The organism is Acidaminococcales bacterium, assembly GCA_031290885.1.
Lineage (GTDB): Bacteria > Bacillota > Negativicutes > Acidaminococcales > JAISLQ01 > JAISLQ01.
The window spans coordinates 81,799-97,855 of sequence record JAISLQ010000075.1 but is presented as its reverse complement, the minus strand read 5'-3'; the positions used below and the strand labels follow the sequence as shown (position 1 = coordinate 97,855).

Genomic DNA, 16,057 nt, shown 5'->3' with positions numbered 1-16,057 from the left:
GGCCGTTGCCGGATTTTTTTGCGCGTTCTTGTAAAACCAGTCGAAAGATAGATGTCCGCTTTCGGCAATCACCCGCAAGCTACCCGCCGGCCGCAGGGCCAAAATCGGCCCGGACAGGGCAGCCGCCCTTCCCCTCCGCCCGGCGCTTCGTTTTAGAGGGCGGCGGGCTCAAAGGCACTTTCATTGTAAGAATCAGTTCCTTGTCGGTTTCTTGTTTGTCTAATTTGACGTTTATGCCGATTTTTTTAATATCGTCGACGACTTTTTTGATGCTGTTGACAAAAATGCGCACGTCGCGGATAATTCTGGTTCTTTTCCCGCCCAGCTGTTCCGGGGCGGACACCGTCCCTTCCGCGGCATATACGAGCAGGCGCTCCACCAATTCTTCTGTCTGCCGCACGTTCAATTCATTGTCCGCCGCGGCTTGCAGCACCGACAATTGCTGGCTTTCTTCCGGCAGCTTCAAAAGGGCCCTGGCGTGGCGCTCGGTCAGGGAGGCGGCGCGCAGGCCATCCAGCACCGCTTTGCTCAATTTCAGTATCCGCAGTTTGTTGGCGATGGTGGATTGGTTCTTTCCTACCCTCTTCGCCAATTCTTCCTGAGTTATGTCAAATTCGCGCATTAAAAGCTCGTAGCCGCTGGCTTCGTCCAGAAAGTGCAAATCTTCGCGCTGCAGGTTTTCAATCATGGCGATTTCGGCGACTTCCTGGCTGCTATAATTGCCCAGCAGAACGGGTATGGATCCTATTCCCGCCACATAGGCGGCGCGCAAGCGCCGCTCGCCGGCAATTAAAAGATATTGTTCCCCTTCCAGCGGCACGACCAACAGCGGCTGCAATATGCCGTATTCCTTTATTGATTCGGCCAACTCCTGCAACGCGTCGGCATCGAAAAACCGGCGGGGCTGGAAAGGATTGGGAATAATATTGCCGATCGGCACATTGACAACCGCCCTGCCCGTTTGATCCGCTTCCGCCAGCCTGACCGTGTCCTGGATTTCCATAAAGCACCCCCGATAAGTTGCTGATCCGTTCCTTTCTTTGTTTGTCAATTATAACATATTTTTCACTTTGGCCGCCATTCTCCGGGAAAGAAATTATAGATTCCCCCGCCGCCGGAACCGCCGTCACAGCGGCGGGCCTTTGCCCATTCGTCCGGCTTTGCGCGGATAAAGCGGCGGTGTCGGCTTTATTTTGCGCAGGTAGATTATCGCCCGCACGTCCGGACGGCCGGGCAGACGCGCTTCTTTTATGTTTTCCGTCCGCCCGCCCAGCAGCATGGCCGCGTTTTCCGCTTCCGCGCTTTCTTCCCGCGCCCGCCGCGCCCGCATGGCGGCAAACACGCCGCCGACTTTTACCAAGGGCAGGCAATACTCGCAAAGCACTTTAAAGGGGGCGACCGCGCGCGCCGTAACTACATCATAGCGTTCCCGCCAGCGCGGGGAGCGGCCGGCGTCTTCCGCCCGGATATGGCAGGTGCCGACGCCGGTCAATTGCAGAGCCGCTATCAGCCTGTCCAAAAAGGCCAGTTTTTTGGCGGTGGCGTCCAAAAGCGCCACTTTGAGATCCGGCCGGAAGATTTTCAACGGCAGGCCGGGAAACCCGGCGCCGGTGCCAACGTCGCAGACCAGCGCGCCGGCCGGGAAGTATTTGGCATCGTATACTGTCAGCGAGTCGATAAAATGTTTGACGGCAATTTCCTCCGGGCCGGAAATCGCGGTCAGGTTCATCTTTTCGTTGGCTTGCGCGAGCAGCTCCAAATACAGGGAAAATTGCGCCAACTGCCCGGCGTCCAAGGCTATCCCGCTTTGCGCCGCCGCCGCTTCCACGATTTTCTTAAACAATGCCGTCCCCATTCCGATTGGCTTTCAGCCAGATCAGGAGCATGTTTATGTCCGCCGGCGAAACGCCCGGTACGCGCGCGGCCTGTCCGACGGACGCGGGTTTTATCCTGGCAAGTTTTTCCCGCGCTTCCACGGCTATTTCCTTTATGGCGTGATAATCCATGTCTGGCGGCAATTTTCTGCCTTCCAGCCGTCCGTTTTTTTCTACCTGCGCTTTTTGCTTTTGAATGTAGTCGGCGTATTTTATGCGTGTTTCCACTTGTTCCGCTTGTTCGGCCGTCAAGTCTTCCAAATGGAAAAAATCCTTTATGTCCCGGTAACGTATCTCCGGACGCTTCAAAAGCTGTGCCAGGCTCAGCCCGCTGTTTATATCCGCGCTGCCGAGAAGTCGCAGAAAGCGGCTGTTTTCTGCCGCCGGCGTTATCCGGCTCAGGCTCAGTTGCGCCAGCGCCCGCTCAACCGCTGAATGTTTGGCGCGAAACCTTTCATAGCGCAGGCCGTCTACCAGTCCAAGCCGCCGCCCTTTTTCCGTAAGGCGCAAATCGGCGTTGTCGTGTTGCAGCAAAAGCCGGTACTCCGCCCTTGATGTCATCATGCGATAAGGTTCGTCCGTCCCTTTGGTTACCAAGTCGTCAATCAATACGCCGATGTAGGCGTCCGCCCGGGAAAGGAGAAACGGCGGCTGCCCGCGTATCTTGCGCGCGGCGTTTATTCCCGCAACGATCCCCTGGGCGGCGGCTTCTTCGTAGCCGCTGGTGCCATTGGACTGGCCGGCGGAAAACAATCCGGCGATTTCTTTATGTTCCAAAGAAGGATTAAGTTGCAGCGGGTCAAGGCAGTCGTAATCAATCGCGTAACCTGCCCGCATCATTTTCACTTTTTCCAGGCCGGGTATTGTGCGCAGGAAAGCCACCTGCACATCCGCCGGCAAAGAGGTTGACATGCCCTGTACGTACATTTCGTCGGTCGCCGTCCCTTCCGGTTCAACAAAAAGTTGGTGCCGGCTTTTATCCGCGAAACGGACGATTTTCGTCTCGATCGACGGGCAGTAGCGCGGGCCTATCCCCTCCACCTGGCCGTTAAACATGGCCGCGCGGCTGAGGTTGTCTTTTATCACCCGGTGCGTCTGTTCGTTGGTATAGGTAAGCCAGCAGGAAACCTGTTCCCGCGGCAAAGGATCCGTCAAAAAGGAAAAGGCGCGCAGCTCTTCGTCTCCCGGCTGTATTTGCATCCGGCCAAAGTCCAGGGATTTTTTGTCCACCCGCGCCGGGGTGCCGCTTTTAAAGCGCATGGTTTTCAGGCCGAGTTTGTTAAAACAAACGGACAGCCGACGGGCGGAACGCATGCCATTGGGCCCGCCGGCGTAGTTTACCGCGCCGTAAATGATCCGGCTGCGCAGATAGGTGCCGGTGGCGACGACGACCGCGCCGGCGGCGAAAATTTCTCCCGCTTCGTCCCGCACGCCTGCCGCCGCGCCGTTTTCAAGCAGGATTTCATCAATCATCAGTTGTTTTACGTCAAGGTTTTCCTGTGCTTCCACGGCTTGTTTCATCAGGCGCTGATAGAGAGCTTTATCGGCCTGTATGCGCAGCGCTTGGACGGCGGGCCCTTTGCCTTTGTTCAAAACGCGCGTCTGTATGGCGGCTTGGTCGGCAATTATCCCCATTTGCCCGCCCAAAGCGTCCACTTCGCGCACCAAATGCCCTTTGGCCGGGCCGCCGATGGAAGGGTTGCAAGGCATAAACCCAATATTGTCCATGCTGATTGTCGCCATCAGCGTTTTCGCGCCCAGCCGGGCGCTGGCCAGCGCCGCCTCGCAGCCGGCGGGCCCGCCGCCGATGACAACGACGTCATAATTATCGGCCACGTAGCCCTCCTATTTGCCCAAACAAAACCGGGAAAATATTTCCCGCAGTATTTCATCGCTGGCCGTCTCGCCTGTAATTTTCCCCAATTCGCAAAAAGCGTTTTCACAGTCGATCAAGAGGCAGTCCAGCGGCAAATCCGCGCGCGCCGCCGCTTTTGCGTCGCCAAGGCTGGCCGCCGCTTTTGCCAGAAGTTCGGCGTGCCTCTGTTCCTGCACACAGGCCCCTTCCGTCAAAAGAGCGCCCGCGCCGCCGGCCTTTTGCCGCAGGCGCTCTTGCAAAATCGGCCAGCCGCTTTTATCTTTCACGGATATGTTGATAATGTCATCCCCCGCACAGCTTGCGAGAGCTTTTACTTCGGCGCGCGACGCCCTTGCCGGCAGATCGCTTTTGTTGATCAAAACAAGGCAGGGTTTGCCCGGGAAATTGGCCAACAAAAACCGATCGTCCGCCGTCAAAGGTTCCGATCCGTCCAAAACAAACAAAATCAGGTCAGCCCGCCCCATTTTTTCCAGGCTTTTTTCTATGCCGATTTTCTCCACTTTGTCGGCCGTTTCCCTCACTCCCGCCGTATCGACAAGAATCAGCGGCATGTCCCCCAAAATCAGCTCCTGCTCTATGCTGTCCCTAGTCGTACCCGCCACTTCCGTGACGATGGCGGCCTCATACCCGGCCAGGCTATTGAGCAGGCTGGATTTTCCCACATTTGGCCGGCCGGCGATCACCGCCCGCAAGCCGTCTTTGATTATCCGGCCGGCCGGGGCGGTATTCAGCAGCCGGTCCGCCTGATCTTTAAGTTCCGTAAGCAGGGCGAGCTCTTCGGCGGCGGACGGCGGACGCAAATCTTCTTCCGGGTAGTCAAGCGCCGCCCGCGCCCGCGCCAGCAGGTCTTTCAGCTTGGCGCGCATAGCTTTTATTTCGGCGGACAACATCCCCTCCTGCTGATAAACCGCCTGCCGCAAAGCCGACGCGCTGCCAGCGCGGATTATGGACATTACGGCCTCCGCCTGGGCCAAATCTATGCGCCCGTTCAAAAAAGCCCTTTGGGTAAATTCCCCCGGCTCGGCCATGCGCGCCCCGTGCGCGCGGGTCAGCGCCAAGACTTTCCCTAAGGCCGCCCGCCCGCCGTGGCAATGAATCTCCACGACATCTTCCGCCGTATAGGAACGGGGGGCGCGCATGTAGACGCAAAAGGCTTCGTCAATTATATCGCCTTGATCGCAAACGTGCCCGTAAAGCATTTTATGGCTGTCCGCCGCCTCAAGCGAAAGAGCGCTTTTGGCTTTGAATATTTTGCCGGCGATCGGCGCGCTGCCCGGGCCGCTTATCCGCACAATGCCGACCGCGCCTTCGCCGGCGGCTGTGCAAATGGCGCTTATCGTGTCAGGGGACATATTTCCTCCCGCAAAGAAACTTTTTTGGCAAAACCGCGCGCCGGGCGCGCCAAAACCTAAGCGGCCGCCCTTTGGCGCAAGGGCGGCCGCTTAGGTTATTTCTTGGGAATTATCACCACGTGCCGGTAATGGCCTTCGCCTTCGCTGTATGTAGTGATCCGCCGGTCGTCCTGCAGCGCCATATGGATTATCTTGCGCTCGTGCGAATTCATCGGCTCAAGCGCTACGCGCTCGCCGCCGCGCTTGACTTTGTCCGCCAGTCGCAGGGCCAATTTGCTTAGGGTTTCTTCCCGCCGTTTACGGTAGTTTTCAATGTCCAACAGGATTTTTACCCAAGTTTCACGCCCTTTGTTGGCAACCAGATTGGCCAGGTACTGCAACGCTTCCAGCGTCTGTCCGTGTTTGCCGATCAAAAGGCCCATGTCCGAACCGTATATTTCTAAATTCACCGTGTCATCTTCGCCCGCAAACTTTTCGATCAAAACTTCCATCGCCATTTTTTCAAAAATGCCGGCCAAAAATTCTTTCGCCGCGTCCGCCGGGGCGACCGCGCGTACCGATACGCGGACGGTAACCTGCTTTGTGCCAAACAAGCCGAACAAACCTTTTTTTTCTTTTTCTTCCACTACTTCGTATTCTACTTTGTCTTTTTCCACGCCAATTTCGTCCAAAGCGGCTTTAAGCGCCTCTTCCAAAGATTTTCCGGTTTTCTCGACTACGTTGGGCATTTTTTAATTAAGGCCTCCTTTTGCTGGTGGATTTCTGTCCGGTTTTTGCCGCCGCCTCCCGTCTGTCTCCGCGCGCGTGCCAAAATTGCTGCGCGACCTGCAAAATATTGGTTGTTACCCAGTAAAGGACCAGCCCGGCGGCAAACTGCAAACTAATATAGCCGATAAAAAGCGGCATAAAATAAAGCATCATCCGGTTCTGGCCGGAAGACGTGTCGGGCATGGTATAGTAGGACTGCGCTAAAGTGGTCAGCCCGGACAGCACAGGCATTATATAGTAGGGATCAGGCTCCGCCAAGCTGGGCATCCATAAAAAAGACGGCGGGCTGCCGCCGTAGTCAAATCCTTTCAAAGCGAAAAAAATGCCCATCAGGACAGGCATCTGCGCCACCAGCGGCAAACAGCCGGCCAGAGGATTAAAGCCGGTTTCTTTGTATAGTTTCAAGGTCTCTTCCTGAAGCCTTTGTTTGTCGTTTTTATATCTTTCCTGCAGGGCCTTCATCTGCGGCTGTATTTCCTGCATGGCTTTCGTGGATTGTATCTGTTTTCTTGTCAGGGGATACATTGCCAATTTGATTATGAGAGTGAATAAAATAATGGCAAACCCATAATTGGCGAAACCGGCGGCCGCGCCGGCCTGGTAACAAAACTCAATCATTTTTTGGATAAACTCTATAAATAAATCCGCTATGCCTGCCATTTTTATAACATCACCCCTATTTTGTCCCGGCCATCCGATCTTTCAAACAACTGGGTCGTAGCCGCCTTTATGAAAAGGATGGCAGCGCAGTATCCGCTTGATGGCCAAAAAACTGCCTTTGCCCGCGCCATATTTTTCTATGGCCGTTACAGCGTAAGCGGAACAAGTCGGATAAAAACGGCAATTGGCACCCAAAAACGGCGATATGCACAATTGGTAAAAACGAATGAGTAAAATCAGTGCTTTTCGCATTCTTCCCCGCGTTCTTTTTTTACTAAAATGCGCGCCTTTTCCGCTAAATTCAAAAATGTCCTTTCAAACGCCTCCCGCCCGGCCTTCAGCAAAGGCCGGCGGGCGATCCAGATGAAAGCGGCGCCTTCTTTCACTTCATGCTGAAAATGCCGGCAAACTTCCCGCATCATTCTTTTCATTCGGTTGCGCCGCACGGCATTGCCAAGCTTTTTGCCCGCCGCCACGCCGAATCTTTTTTCCTGCGACCCGCGCAAAGGCAATACGCGCAAAATTCCGGCATAATCGCCGAAAGACCTGCCTTTTTCGTAAACTTTCTGGAAATCTTTCTTTTTGCGCAGCCGCAAAGAACGCCCGAATTTATAGCTTAGCCGCCCGCCGTTTTCAGCCATTTAATATTTTCCCCGTCTAACCGCCCGGCCAAAAGCGATCTGTTGCCCCAGCCGCGCGGCAAATTCCGCCAAGCGGCGCGCCACGCGCGAAAACGCCGCGCTTTACGCCGACAGCCTTTTCCGGCCGCGCGCGCGGCGCCGCTTTAAAACAGCGCGCCCGCCGATGGTTTTCATTCGTTCACGAAAGCCGTGCGTCCGTTTGCGCCAAAGATTGTTTGGCTGGTAAGTCCTTTTCATCGCGCAAAATCCTCCCGCCATATCCGCCGTTTGTCAACGGCCATCATTTTTGCAGATAGCTATAGAAATTATATGTTAGATAACCAAGCCTGTCAAGAATTTTGCATTTTCGCCGTACGCGTTGTAAATGGCAAGTCTAAGCATCGCACATTTTCCAGTTAGGCCTTGTCAAAGACAATTCGCCTAACCAAAACAACGATAACCGCGAGAAGCGCTGCCCGTATTGTTTCATTTTGGCATGGCATTGCGGAATTTGTTTTTAAAGACCCATTCTGCATAATTAAACCGCAAAGCGCATTGCGGCCTGGTTTGGCTATTTCTTTAGTTTAACTCAGCATGATTTTCTTTGTCGCTATATTATCGCAGAAAACGCTATCATGCTCCACAAACAAAATAGTGGGAGCATTTTCTATCAGTAAATTTTCAATCTGCATACGTGATATGACATCAATGAAATTGAGGGGTTCATCCCAAACATGCAAATGGGCTTTTTCGCATAGGCTTTGGGCAATCAGCACCTTTTTCTTCTGTCCGCCGCTGAAATCACGCATATCCTTTTCAAATTGTACCTTCGAAAAATTGAGCTTGCGCAAAATGGCTTTGAAAAGGCTCTCGTCAATGCCGCATCTTAAAGCGTAACCGGACAGGCTTCCCGATAAAAAGGAAGTGTCCTGAGAAACATAGGAAACGGCCAACCGGCTGCCTTTGTGAAAAACTCCGGTATATTGCATGTTCTCGCCGCAAATGAGTTTTATGACGCTTGATTTGCCCGACCCGTTTTTGCCGGACAAGGCAACTCTGTCGCCTTGTTCGATCGAAAAACTGACGTTTTGGCAAGCCGTTTTTTCGCCGTAGAAAACAGAAACGCCTTCAAGAGCAATCAAACGGCTTGTATGGTAGCGCATTTGCGTTATTTTTAAGTTGTCCGCGCTCTCAATATTTTTACATAACCCTGATTTATCGTCAATTGCGGACTGCTGCCGTGCTGCAATCGCTTTGGATCGCTTCATCATTTTGGCGGACTTGTGCCCGATGAAGCCTCTGTCGGGGCGCAACCCTGAATTGCGTGTGCCGTGTTTCGTTTTTTCGGCCAGGCAAGACCATGCAGCTGTACGTTTTGCGGCTTCATTCAGTTTTTTGATGTCTTTTTTCAACCGTTCGTTTTCAGCGGTTTCCTGGCTGTCCTGGCACTCCTTGTTGAGAAGCCACGAAGAAAAATTGCCCCGCTGTATTTCGATATTCGTTTTGTTGATGGACAGGATATGGTCAACACAGTTGTCAAGAAAAGCCCTGTCATGCGAGACCAAAATAAAACCTTTCTTTGATTTCAAATAAGCGCTTACAATGGCCCTGCCCGCCATGTCAAGATGATTGGTCGGCTCGTCAATAAGCAAAAAACTGTTTTCTTTGAGAAAAAGCACGGCAAGCAATACTTTTGTCTGTTCGCCGGCAGATAAAGCGTTAAAACGCCGGTTTAAAATATCGTCCGAAACTTCAAGCAGCGAAAGCTCGCGCCTAAGCTCCCAGTCCAAACAATCATGGCCAATGCTATTTATGGCATCGATTGTGTTTATTTGCTTGTCCGGCACATCATACGGAAAATACGCAAAACTGACACTTGCGGAAATGTTGCCGGCATACTCATATTTGTCAAGCAGCAAGTTAAGGAATGTAGTCTTGCCCCTGCCGTTTCTTCCAATAAAGCCCAATTTCCAGTCGGTTTCTATCCGAAAGTTTACGTTTTCAAAGATGTTGTCATAACTGCCCGCGTAGGCAAAGGTTAAATTTGACACGCTTATAAGCGACATGGCCTTGTCCCTCCCCGTAAAATTATGAAAGCTGCAAGAAAGCCAGTTCTTGCAGCCCATAAAACACAGCGAGCCCAACCCATAAGGGCAAGGCAAGGCACAATATTTGAGCGAAAAGAGCATGCGACTTTCTTGCGCAGGCACGACAAAACAGATGAAAACTCTATCTTCATAATTTCGTCATGCTTTAATTATCAGCAAGAAATGCCGCGCACCCTCTATCAACTCCAATCTTTGTTATGTCTATACGTTAGCAGAATTTTTGCTTGCTGTCAAATTGGACAAATCAGGGCGTGTTTGCAAACTAGCACTAAACATCCTTTGGGTCAATAAGCGTTGCCACGGGAGCGTGAACAATTTCTTCGTTTTCGGCGATTTGCCGCAATTCGCTCGTTTGCCAGGGCGATCAAGCTAATATCGCCAAAAATAAATTTCGCAATCCCCCGTTTCAATCGCAGAGAGCATTGGCCGCTTGCTTTTGTGTCCGCTTTTCCGCTTCTGCAATCGTTAGGGTCTCCGCTATTTGCGCAAATATCGTACGCTTTGCCCCTGTTAGAAGCCGAAAATTCCGATTGGATAGTTTGACTGTTTCTTCGTATCTCCTATAATTAGTACATCATATTTTAAGTTGCGCAGGAAGTCTAATAATCGCCGAAGTGAGAAAAACGAAAGAAGCGCAGTAAAATCAAGGCTTTGCGCGAGGTGGCCGTGTTCAGAGCACACGAATGCCCCGCGCAAACGGATTTTTATACTCTGACGAAACCTGCGGGGAAGAGGGAGCTAATCTCTCATTTCCGCAGGTTTCATTCTATCAGAATTGCTGTCGTAAGTCATAGAGAACACCATATCCTGTAACCACTTGCGGAATGGCGGATTGTCGTTGAATTGCTTGAAAAGCTCCATATTGTCGGACATTATGCTCATAACCACTCTTTGCAGGACGCGGTCGCTCTCGGTGCGGGCTTCCTGCTTGTCGGCGTTTTTCATTGCGTTCTGATAGGTTTGGTCTTTCGCAACCATACCCGGAATCTCTGCGATTTGCCGCCTGATATTGTCGGCGTCTTTCCAGTCAATGTTGCCGAATAGGTCATTGAAATTGGAGAGAATGGTCGATAACAAGTCAAGCTCCGGCTCACCCTTTCCCGCAACCTTTCCGGTCGGAACAGGTTCAACGGTTGCATCGGCGTCTTCAAGCTGAATCGCCATCTGTTCTTTGGCTACGGCGCGATAGCTGTCGAGGTCAATAGCGTTTATTATGCCTTGCGAAAGGTCTTCCTCAATGGGCGACGGCAACTTAGGCAGAAGCAGGTTGAGGAATATAGATAGTTTCTCCCATTCGGCATTGCCATGCGGCAGTATTGCGCCCAAGAAACCATAGGTGCGGACAAACGCCTTAGCCGACGACTTGAACTCAACTTGCGCGTTCTCGTCAAGCCGTTTGTATAGGTTCGTGCATACATCAAGTATCGGGTCGAGTTTGTCGCGCTCCGCGCCGTTTAGGTACAGGTCAACGAATGTGTCAATGTGATACTTTGTGTAAACTTGGTGAGCTTCCATAACCGCTATGAGGTCATATAGCTTGTTCGGGTCGGTCTCGCCTGAAAGCATCGTTGTGCGGTAATAGCGCGAGAATGACTCTTGTATGTCGTCAGGGTCATTGGCAAAGTCAAGCACAAAGGTATCTAACTTGCCCTGCATTGCGCGGTTCAACCGAGAAAGGGTTTGCACCGCTTTAATGTCACTTAGAATTTTATCAACATACATCGTGTGCAAAAGCGGTTCGTCATAGCCTGTTTGGAACTTATCCGCGACAATCAAGAAACGGTATGGTCCTTCCTTGAACTTGCCGGGTATGGCGTTACTCGGAAAGCCGTTAAGCGCGGCTTCGTTTATGGTTACGCCACCATATTCCTTATCGCCGCTGAACGCGACTATCGCCTTGTACGGGCTTTTTCGTGCTTCAAGACAACGATTGACGGCGTGGAAATAGTCAATGGCGCGTTCAATCCCCGCCGTCACAATCATAGCGCGGGCTTTGCCCCCAATCTTCTGCGCGACGTGTTCATGGAAGTGTTCCACCATTATGTCGGCTTTCTGATTGATAGCGTAGTCGTTGCTCTCAACAAACTTGCGCAGCTTCTTCTGCGCCTTTTTCTTGTCAAACTTAGGGTCTTCGCTAATGGTCTTAGTGAGTTTGTAATAGCTCTGAATCGGAGTGAAGGAGCGCAGGACGTCGAGTATAAAGCCCTCCTGAATGGCTTGTTTCATCGAGTAGTTGTGGAACGGCTTATGGTGAACCGTGCCGTCGCCCTGCTGCACAGGAACGCCGAACATCTCCAAAGTCTTGTTCTTCGGCGTGGCGGTGAACGCAAAGTAGCTCGCGTTTGTTAGCATTTTACGCCCCTCAACGAGCTTGTTAATCTTGTCCTCCACATCGTCGTTCGGGTCATAGCAGCCGCCGAGCGCGAGGTTCATCTTAGTGGACATGCTGCCGCTTTGACTGCTGTGCGCCTCGTCAATGATAATCGCAAACTTGCGGCGCTTATGCTCCGAGCCTATGTAGTTGAGGATTAGCGGGAACTTGTGAACGGTCGTAATGATAATCTTCTTTCCGCCCGTGATAGCGGCGCGGAGATCGCCGGAGTGTTCCGCCCACGCCACGGTATTCGACACCTGCATAAACTGCTTGATTGTGTCGCGGATTTGCTTGTCGAGGTTCACGCGGTCGGTGACGACAATCACGGAGTCAACAACATTCGCGCCGCTGACCTCAAGCCCGACAAACTGATGCGCGAGCCACGCTATGGAGTTGGACTTTCCGCTACCCGCGCTGTGCTGTATCAGATACCGCTGACCTACGCCGTTTTTGCGGACATCGGAAAGCAACGCCTTGACTACGGCAAGCTGGTGATAGCGCGGGAATATCTGCTTTTCGCTTGTCCTGCCTGTGTCCTCGTTCTTCTCAGAAACCACTTGCGCGTAATTCTCTATAATGTTCGCAAGCTCGCGCTTAGTAAAAATGTCTTTCCACAGGTAATCGGTCATAATGCCGTCGGGATTGGGCGGGTTGCCCGCGCCATCGTTATAGCCCTTGTTAAACGGCAGAAACCACGACGATTTGCCGGAGAGCCGTGTGCAGAACTTCACCCGCGCATCGTCAACGGCGAAGTGTACCATACAGCGTTTGAACTGGAACAATAGCTCTTTCGGGTCGCGGTCGGTCTTGTACTGGTACACCGCATCGTCAACGTCCTGCTTCGTAAGCTGATTTTTGAGTTCGCAGGTGATAACAGGCAAGCCGTTAATGAACAGACAAAGGTCAAGCGCGAGTTTCGTATTGCCCTGCGAATACCGCAACTGCCGCGTCACGCTGAATATGTTCCGCTCAAACTGCTCCGCCGCTTTCGTGTTCTTCTCCGATGGCGTCATATAGAACATCACAAGGCTGGCGGGGTAAATCCTTATCCCGTTGCGGAAAACGTCAACAATGCCGCGCTTGGCGATTTCGCCGCGCAGCCGGTCAAGGAATTGTAGTCGTTTCATCCCCGCGCCGTCAAGCCCAAGTTGCCCGTACTGCTTCGGTTGCGTCGTTTCAAGAAAGCGCAACATGCGCAACTCGTCAACGGCGTACTCGCGGTTATAGTCCGCGCTTACGCCCTGCTCGAAACCGTTATGCACTACGAGCCAGTCAACGATTAGGCTTTCAAGTCCCGATTCCTGTGTGTTAGTCGGCATTTTCAGTATCCTCCTGTACTTCTTCCGCGTCTTCAACCTCGTTCAACGCTTCGACTCGCTCATACTCCGGGACGGCGACGCCGCGAACGTCAATCTTGCCCGTGACGACGTCGCTGATAAGCCGTGTGCGGTACTCGGCGAGGAGGGAGTTTTCATTCTCAATGGCGGATATTGCGCTGTCATACGCCATACATTGCTTATTGAGATTCGCCACAATTTCCTCTTGCTCTGAAATCGGCGGTACAAGCAGTCGTAATTGCCGCAATGCGCTTACAGATATGTGAACGATAATGTCACCCTTTGCGCGTGAAACCCGCTGTTTCAGAATGTAAGGACAGCGCAAAGCGTATGTCAAGAACATAGGCCGTATGCTGTTGTTGCAGGTAAATATAGCCGCGTCTCCGCTCGTCCAAGTGTCTGCGGCAATGTCGTTTACCAATGCTTGCCCGATTTCTTCTTTGGTTTCACCGGACAAAGCAAACAGCAACTCCAACCGTTGAATTCGCGCATAGAAATCCTTTGCGCTATCTTTGATTCTCGTTATCGGCTCGACAAGTATCATTTTGCCAGTCCGATATATGTCACCGTAGCGAATACATGCCACACCGTTTTCGTCATCATCGGTGCGCGAACCGCCAAATCCTTTACGGAAGTTACCGAGATTGCCAAGGCTTATATCTTGCCACCCCTCGTCCCTGCGTGTCACCGCCTCGTTAATCGCCGCTTGCTTCGCCTCGCGCAGGAGCGCAACCTGCCGCTTGCGGGCGTTGATAAGCGTGTTCAGTCGAGAGGTCTGCCAGTCGAGGTATTGCACGATTTGATTCTGCTCGACAAGGGGCGGGAGGGGGAGTTGTATCGTTTTCATCTCGCTGAAACGTGTAGTCCACAAGTCCGCAACTATGCCGCGTCCCATACGATAATATTCCTCTATAAAGTCGTGGCTTTTCAATAGGTGGTGCAGATATTGCAGGTCATAACTGCCGCGCAATACAAGGGCCATGTTTATCAGCGACACAGACCCGTCAAACGTAGAGACGCCGCTACTGCCTTTGCGGTCGGAGCGGCTGTTTATCACGAAGTCGCCAACGCATACACGTTTTCTGTTATCGCCATTGTCTGTCTTTGCGGCGCGAGCAAGTTGCGGTAGTATGCCATTCTTTGTTACAGATAGTGGCGCATACTCTGCATCGCTAACCTTTTCGTTCCGCTCGGTAAACACGCTAGCAAGGCGAGTTGTATCCCAATGCTTGGGCAGTATGCCGAACCACATTATACCCCTACCCCCAAAATCTCACTCAACAGTCCTGCCGTTTCGCGTTCAAGCGCGAGAATGTCGGCGGTGATTTCAGCAAGCGGACGCAGTTCCACAGGCTTGTAGAAATACTTGGTGAAGCTAATTTCATACCCGATTTTCGTCTGCTTCTCGTCCATCCACGCAAGCGGCGCGTAGGGCTTCACTTCGTTCTCGATAAACGCTTCGACACCGCCGGGGTATGCAAACGGGACTTGCTCCGTGTCGGTTTTGTCCTTATCGACGACAAAAGCGCCTTTCTTATCGCGGAGCGGCTTGTCGCTCCCGTCAAGCTGCGGTTGCAGGACGGTCACTTTCCAATAGCCAAACTCGGAGTTGTCAAACACGCGGCTGTGCTCGTTCTCGGTCATATTGAGGAACAGGTCGAGTATGCGTTTGCGGTCGTCCGGCGTAAGCTCGCAGTTGCGCTTGCCGAGATTCTTCTTCAGCGGCGACTTGAACGAAGTTGCGTCAATCAGTTGCAGTTTGCCGCGCCGTTGCGGGGTCTTTCGGTTAGACAGCACCCAAATAAACGTGCCGATTCCGGTGTTGTAGAACATATTTTCAGGAAGGGCGATAATCGCTTCCACGAGGTCGTTTTCAATCATATAGCGGCGAGCGTTGCTCTCGCCTTGCCCAGCGTCGCCCGTAAACAGGCTTGAGCCGTTGTGAACTTCGGCAATGCGCGAGCCAAGCTCGGTGTCGTGCTTCATCTTGCTGATGTTGTTCAACAGGAACATAAGCTGGCCGTCGCTTGTGCGCGGTATCATAGAAAACTCCGGGTCGTCCTTGAACTGCGTAACAAAGCGCGTGTCAAGTATGCCTTTCTTGCCGCCCATTTTTTCCGCGTCTGTTTTCCAGCTCTTGCCGTAAGGTGGGTTGGAGAGCATAAAGTCAAAGCTGCGGCTTGGAAAGCGGTCGTCCGCAAGCGTCGAGCCATAGGCGATGTTGCCAGATTCGCCGCCCTCGCCTTTGAGCAGCATATCGGCGCGGGTGATTGCGAATGTTTCGGGGTTTACCTCCTGCCCGAACAGGTGAATGGACACGCTCTTGCCACTCTTTTGCGCAATGTCGGCAAGCCGTCCCTGCGACACCATGAGCATACCGCCCGTGCCGCTTGCGCCGTCGTAGCAGGAATAGGTCGAGTCTTTGATTTTGTCGGCAATCGGCACAAACACAAGGTCTGCCATAAGCTCCACCACGTCACGCGGCGTGAAGTGTTCCCCGGCTTCCTCGTTGTTTTCCTCGTTGAAGCGGCGTATAAGCTCCTCGAACACCGTCCCCATCGTGTGATTGTCAAGCGCGGGTATCTTTATGCCGCCGATGTCGTCAAGCACAGGGTAAGGGCCAAGATTTACAGTCGGCAACACGAATTTTTCTATCACCGCGCCGAGAATGCCGGCTTCGGACATCGTGTCCACCTGTACGGCAAACTTGAACTTTTTCAGTATCTCCTTAACATTGGGCGAAAAACCGTTAAGGTATACTAAAAAGTCCGCTTTCAGTTTCTGCCGGCCGGCGCGGTTTGCAAGGTCTTTCAGCTTGAACGGCGAAGCGTTGCAAAATGACTGTTTCGCGGCGTTGCAGAGTGCCTCGGTCTGATTGACAATGCCGGAGTCGTCGAGCATCTTCTTCATTTTCAGTACGTCATCTTTAGTCGCTTCAAGCACAGCATCGAGGCGGCGAATGACGGTCATCGGCAAGATAACATCGCGGTACTTGCCGCGCACATAAACATCACGGAGACAGTCGTCGGCGATGCCCCAAATGAAACTCACGATTGAGTTGTAGGTTGCTGTGTCCATAGGTTTATCC

General features: G+C 52.6%; 13 protein-coding genes. All 13 read right to left on the bottom strand.

Annotated elements, in window-relative coordinates:
* Positions 1-79 precede the first annotated feature (79 nt).
* On the bottom strand, positions 80-1,003 hold the full coding sequence (locus LBO03_09650) for a ParB/RepB/Spo0J family partition protein (protein MDR3349838.1): 924 nt from the start codon (positions 1,001-1,003) through the stop codon (positions 80-82).
* Positions 1,004-1,126: 123 nt separating this feature from the next.
* Entirely contained in the window at positions 1,127-1,843 is a 717-nt protein-coding gene (gene rsmG / locus LBO03_09645) for a 16S rRNA (guanine(527)-N(7))-methyltransferase RsmG (protein MDR3349837.1), read from the bottom strand.
* Positions 1,836-3,710: a tRNA uridine-5-carboxymethylaminomethyl(34) synthesis enzyme MnmG gene (gene mnmG, locus LBO03_09640; GenBank protein ID MDR3349836.1), complete on the bottom strand. Its 1,875-nt coding sequence runs from the start codon at positions 3,708-3,710 to the stop codon at positions 1,836-1,838. Before mnmG ends, rsmG begins: the two co-directional genes overlap by 8 nt.
* A 9-nt stretch (positions 3,711-3,719) precedes the next feature.
* Positions 3,720-5,102: a tRNA uridine-5-carboxymethylaminomethyl(34) synthesis GTPase MnmE gene (gene mnmE, locus LBO03_09635; protein ID MDR3349835.1), complete on the bottom strand. Its 1,383-nt coding sequence runs from the start codon at positions 5,100-5,102 to the stop codon at positions 3,720-3,722.
* A 95-nt stretch (positions 5,103-5,197) separates the two neighbouring features.
* The gene (locus LBO03_09630; protein MDR3349834.1) at positions 5,198-5,830 is read right to left on the bottom strand and encodes a protein jag; all 633 of its coding nucleotides are present in this window, start codon (positions 5,828-5,830) and stop codon (positions 5,198-5,200) included.
* A 7-nt stretch (positions 5,831-5,837) separates the two neighbouring features.
* A complete protein-coding gene (locus tag LBO03_09625; GenBank protein ID MDR3349833.1) occupies positions 5,838-6,530 on the bottom strand; it encodes a YidC/Oxa1 family membrane protein insertase in 693 nt (230 codons plus the stop codon).
* Between the two features lie 42 nt (positions 6,531-6,572).
* Positions 6,573-6,782 (bottom strand): membrane protein insertion efficiency factor YidD, encoded by a 210-nt coding sequence (yidD, locus tag LBO03_09620; protein MDR3349832.1) that lies wholly within the window; start codon positions 6,780-6,782, stop codon positions 6,573-6,575.
* A complete protein-coding gene (gene rnpA / locus LBO03_09615) occupies positions 6,767-7,171 on the bottom strand; it encodes a ribonuclease P protein component (GenBank protein MDR3349831.1) in 405 nt (134 codons plus the stop codon). The genes yidD and rnpA overlap by 16 nt, the downstream gene beginning before the upstream one ends.
* Positions 7,172-7,273: 102 nt before the next feature.
* Positions 7,274-7,408 (bottom strand): 50S ribosomal protein L34, encoded by a 135-nt coding sequence (gene rpmH, locus LBO03_09610; protein ID MDR3349830.1) that lies wholly within the window; start codon positions 7,406-7,408, stop codon positions 7,274-7,276.
* Positions 7,409-7,734: 326 nt separating this feature from the next.
* The gene (gene abc-f / locus LBO03_09605) at positions 7,735-9,216 is read right to left on the bottom strand and encodes an ABC-F type ribosomal protection protein (GenBank protein MDR3349829.1); all 1,482 of its coding nucleotides are present in this window, start codon (positions 9,214-9,216) and stop codon (positions 7,735-7,737) included.
* A 780-nt stretch (positions 9,217-9,996) separates the two neighbouring features.
* Positions 9,997-12,951 (bottom strand): DEAD/DEAH box helicase family protein, encoded by a 2,955-nt coding sequence (locus LBO03_09600; protein MDR3349828.1) that lies wholly within the window; start codon positions 12,949-12,951, stop codon positions 9,997-9,999.
* Complete coding sequence (locus tag LBO03_09595) at positions 12,941-14,221, bottom strand: hypothetical protein (protein ID MDR3349827.1); 1,281 nt, start codon at positions 14,219-14,221, stop codon at positions 12,941-12,943. The genes LBO03_09600 and LBO03_09595 overlap by 11 nt, the downstream gene beginning before the upstream one ends.
* Positions 14,221-16,047: a type I restriction-modification system subunit M gene (locus LBO03_09590; GenBank protein ID MDR3349826.1), complete on the bottom strand. Its 1,827-nt coding sequence runs from the start codon at positions 16,045-16,047 to the stop codon at positions 14,221-14,223. Before LBO03_09590 ends, LBO03_09595 begins: the two co-directional genes overlap by 1 nt.
* Positions 16,048-16,057 lie beyond the last annotated feature (10 nt).

Excerpts from the sequence above, each read along its gene's own strand:
- mnmE (MDR3349835.1), bottom strand. The coding sequence starts at position 5,102 with ATGTCCCCTGACACGATAAGCGCCATTTGCACAGCCGCCGGCGAAGGC.
- LBO03_09630 (MDR3349834.1), bottom strand. The coding sequence starts at position 5,830 with ATGCCCAACGTAGTCGAGAAAACCGGAAAATCTTTGGAAGAGGCGCTT.
- rnpA (MDR3349831.1), bottom strand. The coding sequence starts at position 7,171 with ATGGCTGAAAACGGCGGGCGGCTAAGCTATAAATTCGGGCGTTCTTTG.
- LBO03_09625 (MDR3349833.1), bottom strand. The coding sequence starts at position 6,530 with ATGGCAGGCATAGCGGATTTATTTATAGAGTTTATCCAAAAAATGATT.
- LBO03_09600 (MDR3349828.1), bottom strand. The coding sequence starts at position 12,951 with ATGCCGACTAACACACAGGAATCGGGACTTGAAAGCCTAATCGTTGAC.
- LBO03_09595 (MDR3349827.1), bottom strand. The coding sequence starts at position 14,221 with ATGTGGTTCGGCATACTGCCCAAGCATTGGGATACAACTCGCCTTGCT.
- LBO03_09590 (MDR3349826.1), bottom strand. The coding sequence starts at position 16,047 with ATGGACACAGCAACCTACAACTCAATCGTGAGTTTCATTTGGGGCATC.
- abc-f (MDR3349829.1), bottom strand. The coding sequence starts at position 9,216 with ATGTCGCTTATAAGCGTGTCAAATTTAACCTTTGCCTACGCGGGCAGT.
- yidD (MDR3349832.1), bottom strand. The coding sequence starts at position 6,782 with ATGCGAAAAGCACTGATTTTACTCATTCGTTTTTACCAATTGTGCATA.
- LBO03_09650 (MDR3349838.1), bottom strand. The coding sequence starts at position 1,003 with ATGGAAATCCAGGACACGGTCAGGCTGGCGGAAGCGGATCAAACGGGC.
- rpmH (MDR3349830.1), bottom strand. The coding sequence starts at position 7,408 with ATGAAAAGGACTTACCAGCCAAACAATCTTTGGCGCAAACGGACGCAC.